This window comes from Streptomyces sp. NPDC048473 (assembly GCF_043200155.1).
Classification (GTDB): Bacteria; Actinomycetota; Actinomycetes; order Streptomycetales; family Streptomycetaceae; genus Streptomyces.
The window spans coordinates 53,515-72,623 of the sequence record NZ_JBICXE010000019.1 but is presented as its reverse complement, the minus strand read 5'-3'; the positions used below and the strand labels follow the sequence as shown (position 1 = coordinate 72,623).

The following is a 19,109-nucleotide window of genomic DNA, read 5'->3' as shown; positions in this document are numbered from 1 at the left end:
CGGGTTTTCCGGTGAGATCAACGGAAAACCCGCTGGCGATTCGCCGGGTGAACGGCGCTCCGCACGGTGAGGATGGAGACATGGGATTCCATGTCGACTCCGAGGCCGGGCGGCTGCGCCGCGTCATCCTGCACCGCCCCGATCTGGAACTGAAGCGCCTCACCCCCAGCAACAAGGACGCGCTCCTGTTCGACGACGTGTTGTGGGTGCGCCGTGCACGCCAGGAGCACGACGGTTTCGCGGACGTGCTGCGCGACCGTGGAGTGGAGGTGCACCTCTTCGGCGATCTGCTCCGTGAGTCGCTGGACATCCCGGTGGCCAGGCGGCTCGTCCTGGACCGGGTCTTCGAGGAGAAGGAGTACGGCCCGCTCGCCACCGAGCATCTGCGGGCCGCCTTCGAGGAGCTGCCCAGCGCCGAGCTGGCCGAGGCGCTGGTCGGCGGGATGACCAAGCGGGAGTTCCTGGAGCGGCACAGCGAGCCGACCTCCGTCCGCTTCCATGTCATGGACCTGGACGACTTCCTGCTCGGCCCGCTGCCGAACCATCTCTTCACCCGGGACACCTCGGCCTGGATATACGACGGGGTGTCGATCAACGCGATGCGCTGGCCGGCCCGGCAGCGCGAGACCGTCCACTTCGAGGCGATCTACCGCCACCACCCGCTCTTCACCGGCCCCGACGCGGGCGTCTTCCACCACTGGTCGGAGGGGCAGGACGACTACCCCTCCACCATCGAGGGCGGCGACGTACTGGTCATCGGCCACGGCGCCGTACTCATTGGGATGAGCGAGCGCACCACCCCGCAGGCGGTGGAGATGCTGGCCCGCGGACTGTTCGACGCCGGCTCGGCACACACGATCGTGGCGCTCGACATGCCCAAGCGCCGGGCGTTCATGCACCTCGACACGGTGATGACGATGATCGACGGCGACACCTTCACCAAGTACGCGGGCCTGGGCATGCTCCGCTCGTACACCATCGAGCCCGGTGAAGGGCCGAGGGACCTGAAGGTCACCGACCATCCGCCCGAGCACATGCACGACGCGATCGCGCACGCCCTGGGCCTGGACTCGATCCGGGTCCTCACAGCCACCCAGGATGTGCACGCCGCCGAGCGCGAGCAGTGGGACGACGGCTGCAATGTGCTGGCCGTCGAGCCGGGTGTCGTCGTCGCGTACGAGCGCAACGCCACCACCAACACGTATCTGCGCAAGGAAGGCATCGAGGTCATCGAGATCCGCGGCAGCGAACTCGGCCGGGGCAGGGGCGGCCCCCGCTGCATGAGCTGTCCCGTGGTGCGTGATCCGGTGTAGCGCGGTGTGCGACCCGGTGCAGCGACGCGTGGCCCGGTGCAAGGGACGAGCCTCCGTATAGCGATGCAGAGCGTCGTATAGACTTCCAGGGTCACTGTATGCGCGATCCTCGCCCGACCCAGGAGCAGTCCCATGGCCATAGACCTCGCAGGCCGCCACTTCCTCAAGGAGCTGGACTTCACGGCCGAGGAGTTCCGCGGCCTGATCGACCTCGCGGCCGAGCTCAAGGCCGCCAAGAAGTCGGGGACCGAAGTGCAGCGCCTGCGCGGCAAGAACATCGCGCTGATCTTCGAGAAGACCTCGACCCGCACCCGCTGCGCCTTCGAGGTGGCCGCCGCCGACCAGGGCGCGTCCACGACGTACCTCGACCCCTCCGGCTCGCAATTGGGGCACAAGGAGTCGGTGAAGGACACGGCCCGCGTCCTCGGCCGGATGTTCGACGGCATCGAGTACCGCGGTGACAGCCAGGCAGCCGTCGAGGAGCTGGCTGTGTACGGCGGCGTTCCGGTCTTCAACGGACTCACCGACGACTGGCACCCGACCCAGATGCTCGCCGACGTCCTCACCATGGCCGAGCACAGCGAGAAGCCGCTGGAGAGGGTCACCTTCGCCTACCTCGGCGACGCCCGCTTCAACATGGGTAACTCCTACCTGGTCACCGGCGCCCTGCTGGGCATGGACGTGCGGATCGTCGCGCCGAAGTCGTACTGGCCGGCCGAGGAGGTCGTCACCGAGGCCCGCAGGCTGGCCGGGGCCAGTGGCGCGACCGTCACTCTCACCGAGGACATCGCCGAGGGTGTCAAGGGTGCGGACTTTGTCGTCACCGACGTCTGGGTCTCCATGGGTGAGCCCAAGGAGATCTGGGGCGAGCGCATCGAGGCCCTCGCGCCGTACGCCGTGACCATGGATGTCCTGCGCGCCACCGGCAACGCCGACGTGAAGTTCCTGCACTGCCTCCCGGCCTTCCATGACCTAGGCACCAAGGTCGGGCGCGAGATCGAGGCCGCCTACGGGCTGACGGAGCTGGAGGTCACCGACGAGGTCTTCGAGTCCGCGCACTCGGTCGTCTTCGACGAGGCCGAGAACCGGCTGCACACGATCAAGGCCGTTCTGGTGGCAACCCTGGCAACCACGGCGGCCACAAGCTGATAGCCGCATGATCATGCGCCCGATTGGGTGAACATGCGCGAAGGCGACTAATATGTTGTCTCTTGGTGGGGTTCGAGCTCGCACGCTCGAACCCCATTTTCGTGTGTGTCACCAGAGGCCAGAGGCCAGAGGCCAGAGGCCAGAGGCCAGAACCCGGAGCCCAGGCCCAGAGCTCAGAACCCACAGCCCAGAGCCCCCCACAGGCCCCGGGCGCACATTCCCCCCACATGCTCCACCAGAGAAGAGACCATCCCCGTGAGTCCGCTGCGCCCACCGAGCTCCCTGCGTCCCTCCGGGCCACGCATCAAGAATCCCCACCAGCTGATCGCCGAGTCCGGCGCCGACCTGGAGGGGCACGGCCTCAAGCGCACCATGGGGCTCTTCCAGCTGGTGTGTTTCGGTATCGGCGCCGTCGTCGGCACCGGCATCTTCGTCGGCCTCTCCGACAGCGTCGCCGAGGCGGGCCCAGCGGTTGTGCTGTCCTTCGTGCTCGCCGCGATCACCTGCATCTTCACCGCGTTCTCCTTCGCCGAGCTGGGCAGCGCGATCCCGGTGTCCGGCAGCTCGTACTCCTTCGCCTACGCGACCCTCGGCGAACGCATCGCGTTCCTCGTCGGCTGGTGTCTGCTGCTGGAGTACGGAGTCTCGGTCTCCGCGGTTGCCGTCGGCTGGAGCCAGTACGTCAATGAGCTGCTGAACAGCCTGTTCGGCTGGCAGCTGCCCGCGGCCCTCTCGGCGGGGCCCGGCGACGGCGGAGTGATCAATCTGCCCGCGGTCCTGGTGGTCATGATGGCCGCCACCTTGCTGGTGCGCGGCGTACGGGAGAGCGCGGGGGCCACCGCCGCGATGGCGGTCCTCAAGATCGCCATTCTGATCATGTTCTGCGTCATCGCCTTCACGGCCTTCGAGCACGGGAATCTCACGCCGTTCGTCGCCCACGGGGCGGGCGGGGTCACCGCCGGTGCGTCGCTGGCGTTCTTCTCGTACATCGGCTTCGACGCCATCACCACCGCGGGCGAAGAGGTCAAGAACCCGCGGCGGAACATCCCGATCGCGATCATGGTCTGCATCGGCCTGGTCACCCTGCTCTACTGCGCCGTCGCGCTCGCGGCCATCGGCGCCCTCGGCCCGGAGGCCGTCGCCGACAAGCCGGCCGCCCTCTCGATCGTCGTCGACCAGGTCACCGACTCGACCATTGGCGGTGGAATCATCGCCTTCGGAGCGGTCGTCGCGATCGCATCCGTCGTGCTCGCGGTGATGTACGGGCAGACCCGCATCCTGATGTCGATGTCCCGCGACGGTCTGGTCCCGCGGGTCTTCGAGCGGGTCTCGCCGCGGACGGCGACGCCGGTCGCCAACACCTGGATCGTGGCGGTCGTCTTCGCGGTCCCGGCGGCCTTCTCCTCGCTCGACGTGGTGGTGAATCTGACGACCATCGGCACGCTGGGCACCATGGTCGCGGTGAACATCGCGGTGATCGTGCTGCGCCGCCGCAACCCTGAGGTGACGGGCTCGTTCCGGGTGCCGTTCTACCCGGTGAGCCCGATCCTGGGCGTCATCTTCTGCCTCTATCTGATGTACGGGACGGGCTGGGCGACCTGGGTGCAGTTCGCCGTCTTCCTGATCGTCGGCGCGGCGGTGTACACCTTCTACGGCCGCAGCCGCTCCCGGCTGGCCGCTGCCGACGCGGGCTGATGCGGGCGGCGGCCGGTCAGCCCTGAGATGTCCGGTCAGCTCTGAGGCGTACGGGACGGCAGGGTGAACCACACCGCCTTGCCGTGCTCCGTCGTGCGGTGACCGCAGGACGAGCTGAGCGTGCGGATCAGCAGCAGACCCCGGCCGTGTTCCTGCCAGGGGTCCGGCGCGCTGCCGGGCTGCGGATGGGAGAGATCGCCCGGCGGGGCCGGGTCGCGGTCGTGCACCTCCACCTGGCAGCCGGTCGGCAGGAGCTCCACCACCAGCTCGATGGGCTCGTCGCTGCGGGTGTGCTCCACGGCGTTGGCGACCAGTTCGGCGGTGAGGAGCTCGGCGGTGTCGGAATCGGCCGGTGCTTCGATCTCCGCCAGTGCCGTACGGATCAGGGCGCGGGCGACCGGTACGGCCACCGTCGAATGCGGCAGGGCAATCCGCCAGGAGGCAGGGAGGGGGACATCGGAGGGCACGGCACGGTTTCCGTTCCGGAGTTCATGAACTTTCTGGAGGTCAAGACTTCTCGGTTTCAACCTTACGAAGCGCAACGACACAGGCAAGGGATCGCCGACCGGTACGAACGAGACGTTCGGCACTTAGTTCTCACCTTCCACCTATCGCGTGCTCGTGACGGGAGTCACGTACGAGTGATAAGTTCGGTGCAGGTAGCAGCCCGACGGCTGAAGGGGAGCCCCCTCCATGAGCCCGTTTCCCAGCTCCGCCCCCCGTACGGATGACTGGCGCCATCTGCGGCTGACGACGGACGACGGAGTTGCCACCGTCACCCTCGCCCGCCCCGAGAAACTCAACGCGCTCACCTTCGGTGCCTACGCCGACCTGCGCGACCTGCTTGCCGAACTGTCCCGCGAACGCACCGTGCGCGCTCTGGTGCTCGCGGGGGAGGGCCGCGGTTTCTGCTCCGGCGGAGATGTCGACGACATCATCGGCGCGACACTCGCCATGGACACCGCCCAGCTCCTCGATTTCAACCGCATGACCGGGCAGGTGGTGCGGGCCCTACGTGAAACCCCCTTCCCCGTCATCGCCGCCGTACACGGGGTGGCCGCAGGTGCCGGCGCAGTTCTTGCGCTGGCCGCCGACTTCCGGATCGCCGACCCGTCCGCCCGCTTCGCCTTCCTCTTCACCAAGGTCGGCCTCTCCGGCGGCGACATGGGCGCCGCCTATCTGCTGCCGCGCGTCGTCGGCCTCGGTCATGCCACCCGGCTGCTGATGCTCGGCGAACCGGTCCGCGCACCCGAAGCGGAACGGATCGGACTGATCAGCGAGCTGACCGAAGACGGCCAGGCGGATGTACGCGCGGCAGCGCTGGCCCGCCGCCTCGCCGACGGACCGGCCCTTGCCCTCGCCCAGACCAAGGCGCTGCTCACCGCCGAACTCGACATGCCGCTCGCTGCCGCGGTCGAGATGGACGCCGCGACCCAGGCCCTGCTGATGCACGGCGAGGACTACGCCGAATTCCACGCCGCCTTCACCGAGAAGCGGCCACCGAAGTGGCAAGGCCGGTAGCACGATGCCACCCGTGAAGCGGATCGCGGTCATCGGAGGCGGACCCGGCGGGCTTTACGCCGCGGCCCTGCTCAAACGGCTCGATCCGGAACGCGACATCACCGTCTGGGAGCGCAACGCCCCCGACGACACCTTCGGCTTCGGCGTCGTCCTGTCCGACGAGACCCTCGGTGGCATCGAGCACGCCGACCCCGTCGTTTACCGGGCCCTTCAGGACGAGTTCGTACGGTGGGACGACATCGACATCGTCCACCGCGGCGTGACCCAGACCTCCGGCGGCCACGGCTTCGCGGCGCTGGGCCGGCGCAGGCTCCTGGAGATCCTGCACGAACGCTGCGACTCCCTCGGCGTACGGCTCCGCTTCCGCACCGAGGCCCCGCCGGCCGCCGAGCTGACCGCCGCGTACGACCTGGTGATCGCCGCCGACGGCGTGCACAGCCTCACCCGAGCCGCTCACGCCGACACCTTCGGCCCCCGCCTCACCACCCATCGCTGCCGCTACATCTGGCTTGCCGCCGACTTCGCCCTCGACGCCTTCCGCTTCGAGATCGCCGAGACCGCGTACGGGGTGATGCAGCTCCACGGCTACCCCTTCTCGGCCGACGCCTCCACCGTCATCGTCGAGATGCGCGAGGAGGTCTGGCAGGCCGCCGGATTCGACACCTGCGACGTCGAGCACTCGACCGTACGCTGCGCCAAGATCTTCACCGAGGCGCTCGGCGGCCGGCCGCTGCGCTCCAACAACTCCTCCTGGCTCACCTTCCGTACCGTCGTCAACGCCCGCTGGTCGCACGGCAACACGGTCCTCATCGGCGACGCCGCCCACACCGCGCACTTCTCCATCGGCTCCGGCACCAAACTCGCCGTCGAGGACGCACTCGCGCTCGCCGCCTGCATCGAGGAACAGCCCGACCTGCCCGGCGCACTGGCCGCGTACGAGACCGAGCGCCGGCCGGTCGTCGAATCGACCCAGCGGGCCGCCGCGGCCAGCCTGCGCTGGTTCGAGGAACTCGGCACCTATGTCGACCAGCCGCCCCGCCAGTTCGCCTTCAACCTCCTCACCCGCAGCCGCCGCGTCACCCACGAAAATCTGCGACTGCGCGACGCCTCCTTCACCGCCGCAGTCGAGGAGGAGTTCGGCTGCGCACCGGGCACCCCGCCGATGTTCACCCCGCTGCGGCTGCGCGGCCTCGAACTCCGCAACCGCGTCGTCGTCTCGCCCATGGACATGTACTCGGCCGTCGACGGTGTCCCCGGCGACTTCCACCTCGTCCACCTGGGCGCACGCGCACTCGGCGGCGCCGGGCTCGTCATGACGGAGATGGTGTGCGTCAGCGCCGAGGGCCGCATCACCCCCGGCTGCACCGGCCTCTACACGCCCGAGCAGGCCGCCGCCTGGACCCGGATCACCGACTTCGTCCATGCGAGCGCCCCCGGTACGGCCATCGGCATCCAGCTCGGCCACTCCGGGCGCAAGGGCTCCACCAAACTGATGTGGGAGGGCATCGATCAGCCCCTCGACCACGACAACTGGCCCCTCACCGCCGCCTCCCCGATTCCGTACACCGACGGCGTCAACCAGGTACCGCACGCCCTGGACCGGGCCGGACTCGACGCCGTACGCGAACAGTTCGCAGCGGCGGCCCGGCGCGCCGACCTCTGCGGCTTCGACCTGCTCGAACTCCACTGCGCCCACGGCTACTTGCTCTCCGGCTTCCTCTCCCCGCTCACCAACCACCGCACCGACCACTACGGCGGATCGCTGCGCCACCGGCTCCGCTTCCCCCTCGAAGTCTTCGACGCGATCCGCGCCGACTGGCCCGACGACCGGCCCATGACCGTCCGTATCTCCGCCACGGACTGGGCCGAGGGCGGCACGACGGCCGAGGACGCCGTCGAGATCGCACGCGCCTTCGTCGCCCACGGGGCCGATGCCATCGACGTCTCCACCGGTCAGGTTGTCCCCGACGAGCGCCCCGAGTACGGCCGCTCGTACCAGACCCCGTACGCCGACCGGATCCGTAACACGCTGTGCGTGCCCGTCATCGCGGTCGGTGCGATCTCCTCCTGGGACGACGTCAATTCACTGCTGCTCGCGGGCCGGACCGACCTCTGCGCCCTGGCCCGCCCCCATCTCTACGACCCGCACTGGACTCTGCACTCGGCGGCCGACCAGGGCTACAGCGGACCGGGCGCGCCCTGGCCGCTCCCGTACCGCGCGGGCAGCCGCACCCCGCCGACGGGCCGCACGGACGCACCGAAGCCCCGGCTCACCCTGGGATGACGGGACGGAGCTCCTGGCCGAGGTCCCCGTACTGCCGCCACAGCACCACGTTCACCGCGACCAGCGACACAGGTTCCGGCGGTTCGTTCACCGCTCCGCCGCGCTGATCAGCAGCCGGTCCGAGACCGCCCGGTAGCCGATGCGCCGGTACACGCCGTTGCTGGTCGGGTTCGCGAGGTCTGTGAAGAGCAGCACCTCCTGCGCGCCCGCTTCCCGTGCCGCCCGGCTGACCTCCGCCGTCACCGCGGCCGCGTACCCCCGGCCGCGGTGCTCGGGGGGTGTGTAGACCGCCGCGACCCGCACCGTGCCCGCGATCTGCGGGGAGACGCCCGCCATCGACACCGGGACGCCGCCGTCCTCCCAGAGCGTCAGCCCGCCGGACGCCGTGCGCTCGTCCACCACCCGTTCGGCGCGGGTGGTGGGCTGGCCGACCTGCTCGGCGAAGCTGAGATGCCAGCGCAGCAGCAGTTCCCGGTCGGCGGTGGTGGCGGCCCTGGGCCGGCCCGAGGGGGCGGGGGACGGCGGGATCAGCGTCCCCAGCCGGTAGAGCCGCTGCTCCTGGTCGACCCGGTGGCCGGGCCAGGTGGCGGCCAGCGCCTCGGCGGTGGCGCGGTCCGCGTTGATCCCGGTCAGGGGGAGCGCGGCGGCCAGCGGACCGACTGCTTCCGGGGCAACGGCTCCCAGCACCGGCGGATACGGCGGGGTCTGCACCAGCGTCCCCGCGACCTCGCCGTCCGCCCCGCGCCACCAGCCCAGCAGCGGGGCGGCGTCGCTGTAGGCGTGCGGGCCGCTGCGCCGCAGGGTCGCGGTGACGGTCAGAACCAGGGTGTTCTCGGCGGGCCGGGCGGCGAGCGAAGCGCCGGCCGCGTCGAGAAAGACGTCGACGTCATCAGTGAAGGTCCAGGTCATGCCTCATCCTGCCGGGTGCGCGTGGAGCGAGGCACCCGGATGTCCGGGGTCAGTCGTCCCGCAGCCGGAAGCGCTGCAGTTTCCCGGTGGCGGTCCGGGGGAGTGCGGGCAGGAACTCGATGACGCGCGGGCACTTGTGCGGGGCCAGCTCGCTCTTCATGTAGGTGCGCAGCTCGTCGGCCGACAGTTCCGCGCCCTCGCGCAGCACCACGTACGCCGCCACGATCTGGCCGCGCAGCTCGTCCGCCCGTCCCACCACCGCGGCCTCGGCCACCGCGGGGTGGTGCAGCAGGGCGTCCTCGACCTCGGGGCCCGCGATGTTGTAGCCGGAGGAGATGATCATGTCGTCGGCGCGGGCGACGTATCGGAAGTAGCCGTCCGGGTCGCGCACATAGGTGTCGCCGGTGAGATTCCAGCCGTGCGCCACATAGTCCCGCTGGCGTTCGTCGGCGAGATAGCGGCAGCCGACCGGACCGCGTACGGCAAGGAGTCCGGGCTCCCCGTCCGGCACCTGCCTGCCCTCGCGGTCCAGCACCCGGGCCTGCCAGCCGGGCACGGGGACTCCGGTGGTGCCGGGGCGGATCGCGTCGTCGGCGGCGGAGATGAAGATGTGCAGCAGCTCGGTGGCGCCGATGCCGTTGATGATGCGCAGACCCGTCCGCTCGTACCAGGACCGCCAGGTGGCGACCGGAAGGTTCTCACCGGCCGAGACACAGCGCCGCAGCGCGCTCAGATCGTGCACGTCGATGTGGTCGAGCATGACGCGGTAGGCGGTCGGCGCGGTGAACAGCACCGAGACACGGTGGGCGGCGAGCGCGGGCAGCAGCTGCGCCGGGCCGGACTGTTCGAGCAGCAGGGCACTGGCACCGGCCCGCAGCGGGAAGACCACCAGACCGCCGAGCCCGAAGGTGAAGCCGAGCGGCGGACTGCCCGCGAACACATCGTCGGACGTGGGGCGCAGGACATGGCGCGAGAACGTGTCGGCGATGGCGAGCACATCCCGGTGGAAGTGCATACAGCCCTTGGGTCGTCCGGTGGTGCCCGAGGTGAACGCGATCAGTGCGACATCGTCCGCCGCCGTGTCCACGGGACGGTACGGCCCCGTCCTGGCCTCGGCCAGGTGCAGCAGATCGTCCGGGGCGTCACCGCCGTACGCCGTGATCCGCAGCCCCACCACCTCAGCCTTCACCAGGTCGTCGACCGCCCGGACGTCGCACAGCGCGTGGCTCACCCTGGCGATCGAGCAGATGGTGGCGAGCTCGGCGGACCGCTGCTGCGCCAGCACCGTGACGGCGATCGCGCCCGCCTTCAGCACCGCGAGCCAGCAGGCGGCCAGATGGGGTGTGGTGGGGCCGCGCAGCAGGACACGGTTGCCCGGTACGACCCCCAGATCGGAGGTGAGGACATGGGCGATCCGGTCCACCCGGTCCCGCAGCTCCCCGTAGCTCCAGACTCCGCCGTCGGGCGTACGGAAGGCGGGGCGGCCGGGGCCGAAGCGGTCGACCGCACGGTCCAGCAGTTCGGCCGCGCAGTTGAGGCGGGCCGGATAGTGCAGTTCGGGAAGGTCGAAGAGCAGTTCCGGCCACTGGTCCGGGGGTGGCAGATGCTCCCTGGCGAAGGTGTCGAGGTGCGCTGAGGTCTTCGGGTCCATGACGGATCGCCCCCTTGTCGCCTCTGGAGCGTATCGTTTGGGTGACGGTAGTCAACGGTCCGCGATAAGACGGTCGGTCCAAGACGAGAAGAAGAGAAGACAAGACGCGACAAGAGAGGCGCCGGTATGACGGCATTCTCGCTCGATCCGGCACAAACCGCCTGGTGTGAAGAGCTAAGAGCCCTTGCCGAGCAGCAACTGCGCCCCCTCGCCGAAAAAGGCGAACCCGGCCACGTCAACCGCCCCCTGATCGCCGCACTCGGTGAGTCCGGCCTCCTCGACCGTCTGCTGAACTCCGGCGCCCTCGACCTCTGCCTGCTCCGCGAGTCCCTGGCCCGCGGCTGCACGGAGGCCGAAACCGCACTGGCCCTCCAGGGCCTCGGCACCCACCCCGTGCTCCAGGCAGGCACCCCGGCCCACCGCGAACGCTGGCTCCCCGAAGTGCGCGCGGGCCGTGCCGTCGCCGCCTTCGCGCTCAGTGAACCGGGCGCGGGCTCCGACGCGGCGGCCCTCGCCCTGAACGCCGAACACGCCCCTGGCGGCTGGCGGCTGACCGGCGAGAAGTGCTGGATCTCCAACGCGCCCGAGGCCGACTTCTACACCGTCTTCGCCCGTACGACCCAGGGAGCCGGATCCCGTGGCGTCACCGCGTTCCTGGTCCCCGCCGACCGCCCCGGGCTGACGGGCACCGCCCTCGACATGCTCTCGCCGCACCCCATCGGGGCCCTGGTCTTCGACGGCGTCCCGGTCGCGGCCGACGACGTGCTCGGCGAACCTGACCGAGGCTTCCGGGTCGCCATGAACACCCTCAACCTGTTCCGCCCCAGCGTCGGCGCCTTCGCCGTCGGCATGGCCCGCGCAGCCCTCGACGCCACGGTGGCGCACACCGCCGAACGCACCGCGTTCGGCGGCCCGCTGAAGGACCTTCAGGCCGTCTCCCACCAGGTCGCCGAGATGGCCACCCGCACCGAGGCCGCCCGCCTCCTGGTGTACGCGGCCGCCGCCGCGTACGACGCGGGCGAGTCCGGCGTACCGCGCCGCGCGGCCATGGCGAAGCTGTACGCCACCGAGACCGCGCAGTACGTCGTCGACACCGCCGTCCAGCTGCACGGCGCCCGCGCCCTGCGCCGCGGCCACCTTCTCGAACACCTCTACCGGGAGGTCCGCGCCCCACGGATCTACGAGGGCGCCAGCGAGGTCCAGCGCACGATCATCGCCAAGGAGCTGTACGCGAACCGGGAGGCGTCCGCATGAGTCCGGTTTACCGGATCAACCCCGCCGAACTCTCGCCGCCCGCCGGCTTCTCGCACGCGGTCACGGCAACCGGCGGCCAACTGGTCTTCCTGGCCGGGCAGACTGCCCTCGACCGGGACGGCAAGGTCATCGGCACCGCCCTGCCCGAGCAGTTCGCGACGGCGCTCACCAATCTGCTGACCGCCCTGCGCGCGGCGGGCGGCTCCCCGGCGGACCTGGCCCGGGTCACCGTCTACGCCACCGATGTGGCCGACTACCGGGCCCATGCCGGGGAACTGGGACGGATCTGGCGGCAGTTGGCGGGCCGCGACTATCCGGCGATGGCGGTCATCGGCGTGGCGAGGCTCTGGGACGAGCAGGCGCTCGTCGAGATCGACGGGGTGGCGGTGCTGCCGTGAACGCGAAGCCGGACGGGCCGGGCACGCCGAGCCCGTCCGGCAACGCGCGGATCGGCGCGGACGAGGAGCCGGAGGTGCCGCCCCATGTCTCGCTGCACGCCGACGGCGTACTCCATCTGCGCGGAGACCTCGAAGTGGACACCCCCGAGGGGCCGCGCCAGGAGACCCGGGTGATGCCGTGCGGCTGCGGACGCACCGGGAACACGCCGTACTGCGACTACAGCGGGGTCTGCGGCGAGCACAAGTGAACCCACCGCGCCGAGCGGGGCGCGGCGCGCCGGACGGGTGAAGCGCGGTCGGGGATATATCTGTATTTAGTGCTCTTTGCTCGTGACGCATCGCCCAGGCCCCGGACGCCCGACCGGGGCGGGCGCGGGACGCCCCCCGGGGCCGTATGACCGCGCTCATCGTCTGCCACTTCGTGCTGGCCGCCTGCGCGCGCCCGCTGGTACGAGCGCTGGGCAGGCGCGCCTTCGTCGTGCTCGCGCTGCCACCGGCCGCAGCCACTGTCTGGGCGGCCACGCAGTGGGACACGGCCGCGTCCGGTGGCTCGGTCACCTGGACGTGGCAGTGGATGCCGGCGTACGACGTCACCGTCGATCTGCGGCTCGACGCACTCGCCGAGCTGATGGTGCTGCTCGCGGCCGGAATCGGCACACTCGTGCTGCTCTACTGCGCCTCGTACTTCACCGACGAGACCCCGCAGCTGGCCGGCTTCGCCGGGAACCTCCTCGCGTTCGCGGGCGCCATGCTCGCCCTGGTCCTCGCCGACGACCTGATCTCGCTCTATGTGTTCTGGGAGCTGACCACGGTCTTCTCGTACCTGCTGATCGGGTACGACAGCGAGCAGAGACACAGCCGCCGCTCGGCGCTCCAGGCGCTCACCGTGACCACGTTCGGCGGCCTCGCGATGTTCGTCGGCTTCCTGATCATCGGTCAGTCGGCGGGCACGTACCGGATCTCCGCCATCCTCGCCGACCCGCCCGCGGCGAGCCTCGCCGTGTCGGTCGCGGTGGTACTGATCCTGTGCGGGGCCCTGTCGAAGTCGGCCATCTGGCCGTTCAGCCTCTGGCTGCCGAACGCCATGGCCGCACCCACCCCCGTCAGCGCCTATCTGCACGCCGCCGCGATGGTGAAGGCCGGCGTCTACCTGGTCGCCCGGCTCGCGCCCGGCTTCGCCGACGTGCCGGTCTGGCGGCCCGTCGTGATCATCCTCGGTGCCGCGACCATGCTGCTCGGCGGCTGGCGGGCGCTGCGCCTGAACGACCTCAAGCTCGTCCTCGCCTACGGCACCGTCAGCCAGCTCGGCTTCCTCACCCTGCTCGCCGGGGTCGGCAACCGGGAGGCGGCACTGGCCGCCGCCGTCATGATCCTGGGACACGCCCTGTTCAAGGCCCCGCTGTTCCTCGTCACCGGCATTGTCGACCACGCGGCCGGCACCCGTGATCTGCGCAAGCTCTCCGGTGTCGGCCGGGCGCTGCCGCATGTCTGCACGGTCGCGGTGGTGGCCGCGGCGTCCATGGCCGCGCTGCCTCCGCTGCTCGGCTTCGCCGCGAAGGAGGCCGCGTTCGAGGCACTGCTGCACGGAGACACCGCCGACCACTGGGCGCTGGGCATCACGGTCGCGGCCTCGGCGCTGACCGTCGCGTACACCGTGCGGTTCGTCTGGGGCGCCTTCGCCCGAAAACCCGGGGTCGAGGACAGCCCCGTGCACCGGGTCGGCTGGGTGTTCCTCGCGCCGCCCGCCCTGCTCGCGGTCTGCGGTCTGGTGCTGGGACCGGGCGTCGGGTGGACCGACCGGCTGCTCAGCGCGTACGCGGACACCTTCCCCCCGTCCGCGCATCCGTACCATCTCTCGCTCTGGCACGGATTCGGGACCGCTTTCCTGCTCTCGGCCGTCGCCACGGCAGGCGGCGTGGTGCTCTTCGTCGTACGCACCGCCGTGACCCGGCTCTCCCGGCGGATCGCCTGGCCGACCGCCGACAGCGTCTTCGGGCACCTGCTGCTCGGCCTGGAACGGCTCTCCCTCCAGCTCACCGGCTTCGTCCAGCGCGGCTCGCTCTCCGTCTACCTCGCCACCACCCTGCTCGTGATGCTGGCCGGCCAGCTCACCGTTCTCGGCGTGGACCGGCCCTGGCGCGGGGCGGCCGCCCCGAGGGTCTGGGACGTCCCGCTGCAGGGCGCCATCGCCGTGCTGACCTGCGCGGCCGCACTCCTCTGCCTCACCGTCAGCCGCCGGATGAAGGCCGTGGTCCTGGCGGGGCTGACCGGATACGGCGCGGCGCTGCTCTTCGTCGTCCAGGGCGGCCCGGACCTGGCGCTCACCCAGTTCTGCGTCGAGACCGTGTCGATGATTGTGTTCGTGCTGGTGCTGCGGCGGATGCCGGTCCACTTCCAGGAGTCGGTCAGCACCTGGCGCCGTGCCGTACGCATTCCGGTGGCGCTGGCCGCGGCGGCGACGCTCGGCGTGGTGGTGTGGGTCGCGGCGGCCGCCCGCACGGCGGCCCCTGCGGGCGCGGCCATGGTGGAGGAGACCGCCCACCACGGACTCAAGGACGTCGTGGCCACCATCCTGGTCGACCTGCGTGCCTGGGACACGATGGGGGAGTCCGCCGTGCTCGCCGCGGCGGCGATCGGGGTGACGAGCCTGATCTATCTGCACCGCCGCACCGAGGGACCGTCACTGCGGGAAGAGTTGCAGGGACGTACCGCCTGGTCGCTGACGGCCCCCGAGATGACGGGACTTCCACAGGGCGACGAAGGGGCGCCGGAGCGCGGCTGGCTCGCGGCCGGCTCGACGCTCGCCCCCGAGCACCGCTCGATCGTCTTCGAGGTCGTGGCCCGGCTGCTGTTCCACCCGATCCTGGTGCTCTCGGTGTATCTGCTGTTCTGCGCCGAGAACATGCCGGGCGGCGGCTTCGTCGCCGGGCTCGTCGCCGGGCTCGCTCTGATCACCCGCTACCTGGCGGGCGGCCGTTTCGAGCTCGCCGAGGCCGCGCCGCTGCAGCCCGGACTCTTCACCGGCCTCGGACTGTTCATCTCCACCGGCGTCGCCCTGCTCGGCCTCGCCGACGGAACGGTCCTGCACGCCTGGACCCACCACGGCCGGCTGCCCCTGATCGGCGAATACCAGGTGGGCACCCCGGTCCTCTTCGACTTCGGCGTCTATCTGCTGGTCCTGGGCGTGGTGCTGGACATCGTGCGCGCGCTCGGCGCCAAGATCGACCGGCAGATCGAGCGAGCGGCGGTGGAAAAGGCAGCCGCGGCGAGCACCGGCACACCACCGGGGGCGGCACCCGGGACGGGAGGCACTCCAGGATGACGGTCAGCTTCTCGCTCCTGGCCACCGCCGCGGTGCTGTGCGCGGTCGGCGGCATCCTCATGCTCACCCGGCCCCTCACCCGCATCCTGCTCGGCGCGGTGATCGCGGGCAACGGCATCAATCTGCTCGTCCTCGCCGCGAGCGGATCGGCCGGCCGGGAACCGCTCCTCTACGGCGTTCCGCTGGGGCAGGTCACCGACCCGCTGCCGCAGGCCATCGCGCTCACGGCGATCGTCATCACCCTCGCCACCACGGCGTTCCTCCTCGCCATGGCCTACCGCGGCCATCAGCTGACCGGCTCGGACGAGGTCCACGACGACCTGGAGGACCGGCGCATCGCACTGCGCTCCGAGGTACTGGGGGAACGGGACGAACTGCGCGACCGGTACCGGGCCGCCTCGGACATCACGGACGAGGAACGCGCCCGGTACCGCGAGGAGCGCCGCCGCCTGCGGGCCAGGCTGCGCGCCGACCGCGCTCTGCAGGCCCGCGGCCGGTACGCCGCCGGAGACCTCTGGCACGACGTACTGGGCGCGGACCCCGCGGACTACGCCCAGCAGCAGGCCCACTCCGCCGACGCCGACCCAGGAGCCACCGGATGAACGCACTCGTCCCCCTGCCGGTGCTGCTGCCGCTCTGCGCCACCGGCCTGAGCCTCGCCTTCGGCACCCGGCTCAAGCAGGTCCAGCGCCTCATCAGCGTCGCCGTGCTCACCGCCGTACTCGGACTCTCCCTCACTCTGATGATCGTCGCCGACACCCGTGGCCCGCTCTCCGTCCACCTCGGCGACTTCGCACCACCGCTCGGCATCACCCTGGTCGCCGACCGGCTGTCCGGGCTGATGCTGACCGTCTCCTCAGCCATCACGCTCTGCGTGCTGGTCTACTCCCTCGGCCAGGGCATGGCCGACCGGGACGAGGAAACGCCCGTGGCGGTCTTCCACCCCGCGTACCTGATCCTGGTCGCCGGGGTCTCCTGCACCTTCCTCGCCGGTGACCTCGTCAACCTCTATGTCGGCTTCGAGATCATGCTGGTCGCCAGCTTCGTCCTGCTCACCCTCGGCGGCACCGGACCCCGCGTCCGCGCAGGCTCCACCTACGTGATCATCTCGCTGTTCTCGTCGATGCTGTTCCTCACCGCCATCGCCATGACGTACGCGGCGACCGGCACCGCCAACTTCGCCCAGCTGGCCGGACGACTCACCGAACTCCCGCTCGGGGTACAGACCCTGATCCAGGCGATGCTGCTCACGGTCTTCGCCATCAAGGCCGCCGTCTTCCCGCTCGCCGCCTGGCTCCCCGACTCGTATCCGACCGCGCCCGCCCCCGTCACCGCGGTCTTCGCCGGTCTGCTCACCAAGGTCGGTGTCTACTGCATGCTGCGTACGGAGACCCTGCTCTTCCCCGGCAACCGGCTCGGCGACCTGCTGATGGCCGCCGCGCTCGCCTCGATGGTCGTCGGCATCCTCGGAGCCGTCGCCCAGACCGACCTGAAACGGCTGCTTTCCTTCACCCTCATCAGCCACATCGGCTACATGGTCTTCGGTATCGGCCTCGCCACCCGGGACGCGTACGGCGGCGCGATCGTCTACGTCGCCCACCACATCACCGTCCAGACCACGCTGTTCCTGGTGGCAGGGCTGATCGAACGCCGGGGCGGCACCACCGAACTCACCCGGATCGGCGGACTGGCCAAGGCCGCACCGCTGCTCGCCGTCCTCTTCTTCGTACCTGCCATGAACCTGGCCGGCATCCCGCCGCTGTCCGGATTCATCGGCAAGCTCGGGCTGATGCGGGCCGGTGTCGCCGACGGCAGCGTCTGGGCGTGGATCCTCGTCATCGGGTCGGCCGTGACCAGCCTCCTCACGCTGTACGTGATGGCCAAGGTCTGGAACCTGGCCTTCTGGCGGGCCGCGCCCCCCGGTCAGGCCGCGGACGGCACCGTCCTGGAGTCCGACTCCGACGAGGACGACAGCGACGCCGACGAGGACCCCGACCACATCCCGGGCAGCGGCGACGAACCGGTCCGCCCCCGCCATCAGCCCGCCGGGCGCGCGGTCGCGGCCACCCTGCACGGACACGCCGTCACCACCACCACGAAACTGCCGCGGCCGATGACTGCGGCCACCGCGGCAGCCGTCGCCCTCGGACTCGCCTTCACCGTGTTCGCCGGACCACTGACCTCCTACACCGACCGCGCGGCCGCCGAACTCCTCGCACGCGCCCCCTATGTCGAGGCGGTGCTCGGCCGGTGAAACGCCTGATCACGCTGTCCTTCCGGAACAAGGACCTGCCGCCCTTCAGCTGTGAGTTCGGCGGGCGGGGACGCGTGCTCGACCTTCCGCTGATCGCCTGGCTCACCTTCATCTGGGTGCTGCTGTGGTCCAGCCTGAACTGGGCCAACGTACTGACCGGCGTGCTCGTCGCGGTCGCCGTCTGCCTGGCCTTCCCGCTGCCCCGGGTCGACCTCGGACTCCGCCTGCACCCCTGGGGCATCCTGATGCTCGCCGGCTATCTGCTCTACGACATGTACACCTCGGGCGTACGGGTCACCCGGCAGATCTTCATGGACCATCCGCACCGGGCCGCCGTCATCGCCGTACCGCTGCGCTGCCGCTCCGACCTGATGCTCGCGGCCACCGCCGTCGCCGTGTCGAACGTGCCCGGCGGATCGGTCGTCGAGGTACGCCGCGCCACGGCCACCGTCTTCCTGCATGTCCTCGACGCGGACAGACCCGCCGTACTCGACGCGGCGCGGCACTCCGTCTGGCGGCTCGAGGAGCTGACCGTACGGGCCTTCGGCACTCCCGACGAGATCGCCCGCGTCGCCGGACCACCTCCACCGATCAGGCACGACAGGGGGGACGGCGCATGAGTGTGACGGAGACCGTCGACCGGGTGCTGCTCACCGCGGCCGTCGTCGTGATCATCATCGCCGGGGCCGGGCTCCTCACCCGGATCTGGCGAGGCCCCTCCATGCTGGACCGGGCCATCTCGCTGGATGTGTGCGCCGCCCTCATCATCGCCGGCCTCGGCGCCAAATCCGCCTTCGCGCGTGACTCGTTCTACTTCCCGATCATGCTGGTGCTGGCCTTTCTCGGGTTCACGGGGTCGGTCGGCATCGCCCGCTTCATCGCCGCACGCGACCGGCCGGCGCTGCGGCGCGGTGCGGACCGATCCGAAAGCAGCGACAGACGCGACGGCAGCGACGGGACCGAGGGGGAAGCACGGTGAATGTCTGGCTCCAGATCCTCGACACGGCCGGTGCGGTACTGGTCTTCATCGGTGCGGCCATTTGTCTGCTTGGTGTGATCGGGATGCTGCGGCTGCCGGACGTGCTGTCCCGCAGCCACGCCGCCACCAAACCGCAGACCCTCGGCATGCTCCTGGTCCTTGCCGGGGTGGCCCTGCGGCTGCGCAGCGGCATGGATCTCGCCACGCTCGCGCTGATCGGCTTCTTCCAGCTGATGACCGGCCCGGTCGCCGCCCACCTGGTGGCGCGATCCGCCTACCGGACCGGCCAGACCGACCACAGCGAGCTGCTCTTCGACGAACTGGACGAGCAGTTGACCGAGGAGCGCTGACACTCTCCCGTTGCCGGCGTCCTGAACGTG

General features: G+C 70.5%; 17 protein-coding genes. 14 read left to right on the top strand and 3 right to left on the bottom strand.

The window, feature by feature from the left end; genetic code table 11:
* Nucleotides 1–80: 80 nt before the first annotated feature.
* The 3 genes from ACGFU7_RS27160 (at nucleotide 81) to ACGFU7_RS27150 (ending at nucleotide 4,157) form a co-directional block, all read left to right on the top strand.
* A complete protein-coding gene (locus tag ACGFU7_RS27160) occupies nucleotides 81–1,313 on the top strand; it encodes an arginine deiminase (RefSeq protein ID WP_393699023.1) in 1,233 nt (410 codons plus the stop codon).
* Between the two features lie 132 nt (nucleotides 1,314–1,445).
* Nucleotides 1,446–2,462 carry an ornithine carbamoyltransferase gene (argF, locus tag ACGFU7_RS27155; RefSeq protein ID WP_393699021.1) on the top strand — a complete coding sequence of 339 codons (1,017 nt, stop codon included), beginning with the start codon at nucleotides 1,446–1,448 and terminating at the stop codon, nucleotides 2,460–2,462.
* A gap of 255 nt (nucleotides 2,463–2,717) precedes the next feature.
* Nucleotides 2,718–4,157, top strand: coding sequence for an amino acid permease (locus tag ACGFU7_RS27150; RefSeq protein WP_393699019.1), 1,440 nt, complete (start codon nucleotides 2,718–2,720; stop codon nucleotides 4,155–4,157).
* A 35-nt stretch (nucleotides 4,158–4,192) separates the two neighbouring features.
* Here the strand turns inward: ACGFU7_RS27150 and ACGFU7_RS27145 are convergent, their stop codons facing one another.
* Nucleotides 4,193–4,624, bottom strand: a complete 432-nt coding sequence (locus ACGFU7_RS27145) for an ATP-binding protein (RefSeq protein WP_393699017.1) — start codon at nucleotides 4,622–4,624, stop codon at nucleotides 4,193–4,195.
* Nucleotides 4,625–4,850: 226 nt separating this feature from the next.
* Between ACGFU7_RS27145 and ACGFU7_RS27140 the strand changes: the two genes are divergently transcribed.
* The gene (locus ACGFU7_RS27140) at nucleotides 4,851–5,678 is read left to right on the top strand and encodes an enoyl-CoA hydratase family protein (protein ID WP_393699015.1); all 828 of its coding nucleotides are present in this window, start codon (nucleotides 4,851–4,853) and stop codon (nucleotides 5,676–5,678) included.
* Nucleotides 5,679–5,682: 4 nt separating this feature from the next.
* Nucleotides 5,683–7,962 carry a bifunctional salicylyl-CoA 5-hydroxylase/oxidoreductase gene (locus ACGFU7_RS27135; RefSeq protein ID WP_393699013.1) on the top strand — a complete coding sequence of 760 codons (2,280 nt, stop codon included), beginning with the start codon at nucleotides 5,683–5,685 and terminating at the stop codon, nucleotides 7,960–7,962.
* 87 nt (nucleotides 7,963–8,049) lie between these two features.
* Here the strand turns inward: ACGFU7_RS27135 and ACGFU7_RS27130 are convergent, their stop codons facing one another.
* Together ACGFU7_RS27130 and ACGFU7_RS27125 are read right to left on the bottom strand one after the other, a co-directional pair.
* The gene (locus tag ACGFU7_RS27130; protein WP_393699012.1) at nucleotides 8,050–8,871 is read right to left on the bottom strand and encodes a GNAT family N-acetyltransferase; all 822 of its coding nucleotides are present in this window, start codon (nucleotides 8,869–8,871) and stop codon (nucleotides 8,050–8,052) included.
* Nucleotides 8,872–8,920: 49 nt separating this feature from the next.
* Entirely contained in the window at nucleotides 8,921–10,522 is a 1,602-nt protein-coding gene (locus ACGFU7_RS27125) for an AMP-binding protein (RefSeq protein WP_393699010.1), read from the bottom strand.
* A 126-nt stretch (nucleotides 10,523–10,648) separates the two neighbouring features.
* On the opposite strand from ACGFU7_RS27125, the gene ACGFU7_RS27120 reads away from it, so the two are divergent.
* From ACGFU7_RS27120 to mnhG, 9 genes are all read left to right on the top strand, one after another.
* Complete coding sequence (locus ACGFU7_RS27120; protein WP_393699008.1) at nucleotides 10,649–11,776, top strand: acyl-CoA dehydrogenase family protein; 1,128 nt, start codon at nucleotides 10,649–10,651, stop codon at nucleotides 11,774–11,776.
* Complete coding sequence (locus ACGFU7_RS27115; RefSeq protein WP_393699006.1) at nucleotides 11,773–12,174, top strand: RidA family protein; 402 nt, start codon at nucleotides 11,773–11,775, stop codon at nucleotides 12,172–12,174. The genes ACGFU7_RS27120 and ACGFU7_RS27115 overlap by 4 nt, the downstream gene beginning before the upstream one ends.
* Nucleotides 12,171–12,422: a hypothetical protein gene (locus ACGFU7_RS27110; RefSeq protein ID WP_393699005.1), complete on the top strand. Its 252-nt coding sequence runs from the start codon at nucleotides 12,171–12,173 to the stop codon at nucleotides 12,420–12,422. The genes ACGFU7_RS27115 and ACGFU7_RS27110 overlap by 4 nt, the downstream gene beginning before the upstream one ends.
* Before the next feature lie 146 nt (nucleotides 12,423–12,568).
* Nucleotides 12,569–15,496 carry a Na+/H+ antiporter subunit A gene (locus ACGFU7_RS27105; protein ID WP_393699003.1) on the top strand — a complete coding sequence of 976 codons (2,928 nt, stop codon included), beginning with the start codon at nucleotides 12,569–12,571 and terminating at the stop codon, nucleotides 15,494–15,496.
* Nucleotides 15,493–16,098, top strand: a complete 606-nt coding sequence (locus ACGFU7_RS27100; protein WP_393699002.1) for a Na(+)/H(+) antiporter subunit C — start codon at nucleotides 15,493–15,495, stop codon at nucleotides 16,096–16,098. Before ACGFU7_RS27105 ends, ACGFU7_RS27100 begins: the two co-directional genes overlap by 4 nt.
* Nucleotides 16,095–17,750, top strand: a complete 1,656-nt coding sequence (locus ACGFU7_RS27095) for a Na+/H+ antiporter subunit D (RefSeq protein WP_393699000.1) — start codon at nucleotides 16,095–16,097, stop codon at nucleotides 17,748–17,750. The genes ACGFU7_RS27100 and ACGFU7_RS27095 overlap by 4 nt, the downstream gene beginning before the upstream one ends.
* The gene (locus ACGFU7_RS27090; protein WP_393698998.1) at nucleotides 17,747–18,370 is read left to right on the top strand and encodes a Na+/H+ antiporter subunit E; all 624 of its coding nucleotides are present in this window, start codon (nucleotides 17,747–17,749) and stop codon (nucleotides 18,368–18,370) included. Before ACGFU7_RS27095 ends, ACGFU7_RS27090 begins: the two co-directional genes overlap by 4 nt.
* Complete coding sequence (locus tag ACGFU7_RS27085; RefSeq protein ID WP_393698997.1) at nucleotides 18,367–18,729, top strand: monovalent cation/H+ antiporter complex subunit F; 363 nt, start codon at nucleotides 18,367–18,369, stop codon at nucleotides 18,727–18,729. Before ACGFU7_RS27090 ends, ACGFU7_RS27085 begins: the two co-directional genes overlap by 4 nt.
* A complete protein-coding gene (mnhG, locus tag ACGFU7_RS27080) occupies nucleotides 18,726–19,079 on the top strand; it encodes a monovalent cation/H(+) antiporter subunit G (RefSeq protein ID WP_393698995.1) in 354 nt (117 codons plus the stop codon). The genes ACGFU7_RS27085 and mnhG overlap by 4 nt, the downstream gene beginning before the upstream one ends.
* Nucleotides 19,080–19,109: the final 30 nt, after the last annotated feature.

What these genes read in the sequence shown, in the direction of transcription:
- ACGFU7_RS27160 (WP_393699023.1), top strand. Translation starts at nt 81, where the DNA reads ATGGGATTCCATGTCGACTCCGAGGCCGGGCGGCTGCGCCGCGTCATC.
- argF (WP_393699021.1), top strand. Translation starts at nt 1,446, where the DNA reads ATGGCCATAGACCTCGCAGGCCGCCACTTCCTCAAGGAGCTGGACTTC.
- ACGFU7_RS27140 (WP_393699015.1), top strand. Translation starts at nt 4,851, where the DNA reads ATGAGCCCGTTTCCCAGCTCCGCCCCCCGTACGGATGACTGGCGCCAT.
- ACGFU7_RS27135 (WP_393699013.1), top strand. Translation starts at nt 5,683, where the DNA reads ATGCCACCCGTGAAGCGGATCGCGGTCATCGGAGGCGGACCCGGCGGG.
- ACGFU7_RS27130 (WP_393699012.1), bottom strand. Translation starts at nt 8,871, where the DNA reads ATGACCTGGACCTTCACTGATGACGTCGACGTCTTTCTCGACGCGGCC.
- ACGFU7_RS27125 (WP_393699010.1), bottom strand. Translation starts at nt 10,522, where the DNA reads ATGGACCCGAAGACCTCAGCGCACCTCGACACCTTCGCCAGGGAGCAT.
- ACGFU7_RS27120 (WP_393699008.1), top strand. Translation starts at nt 10,649, where the DNA reads ATGACGGCATTCTCGCTCGATCCGGCACAAACCGCCTGGTGTGAAGAG.
- ACGFU7_RS27115 (WP_393699006.1), top strand. Translation starts at nt 11,773, where the DNA reads ATGAGTCCGGTTTACCGGATCAACCCCGCCGAACTCTCGCCGCCCGCC.
- ACGFU7_RS27105 (WP_393699003.1), top strand. Translation starts at nt 12,569, where the DNA reads ATGACCGCGCTCATCGTCTGCCACTTCGTGCTGGCCGCCTGCGCGCGC.
- ACGFU7_RS27100 (WP_393699002.1), top strand. Translation starts at nt 15,493, where the DNA reads ATGACGGTCAGCTTCTCGCTCCTGGCCACCGCCGCGGTGCTGTGCGCG.
- ACGFU7_RS27095 (WP_393699000.1), top strand. Translation starts at nt 16,095, where the DNA reads ATGAACGCACTCGTCCCCCTGCCGGTGCTGCTGCCGCTCTGCGCCACC.
- ACGFU7_RS27085 (WP_393698997.1), top strand. Translation starts at nt 18,367, where the DNA reads ATGAGTGTGACGGAGACCGTCGACCGGGTGCTGCTCACCGCGGCCGTC.